The organism is Dellaglioa sp. CoH-57-MRSF-21 (assembly GCF_056781915.1).
This window is the reverse complement of record NZ_JBXAXU010000187.1, coordinates 1-272: the sequence shown is the minus strand read 5'-3', so window position 1 is coordinate 272 and position 272 is coordinate 1. Positions and strand designations below refer to the sequence as shown.

General features: G+C 56.2%; 1 protein-coding gene. It reads left to right on the top strand.

Features of this window, described 5'->3' with window-relative positions; translation table 11 throughout:
• On the top strand, positions 1–226 hold a 226-nt coding region (locus AC1RPQ_RS08485; protein ID WP_481762343.1), incomplete at its 5' end, for a hypothetical protein.
• Positions 227–272 lie beyond the last annotated feature (46 nt).

The window sequence follows — 272 nt, the reverse complement described above, 5'->3', positions numbered from 1 at the left end:
GAACAACGAGCCTGCTTCGTTCAAGCGTGGCACGTACGTCCGACGTATCGTGGAGGACAGAATGTTGACCGAAAAGGAGCTGCTTGCAATTCCCGAGAAACATCGGCCGAAGGGCCCGGTGACGCGGCCCCGCATTGCGGTCCTCGACGTGCCACCGATCACGAAGCTTGGGACCCTGCTGACGCTGATGTGTACGTCTAAAGAGCGCGAACACGATCTGGACTAAAAGTAGTTGACGAAAAGCCAGAACCTGATATGATTCGGGTTCTGGC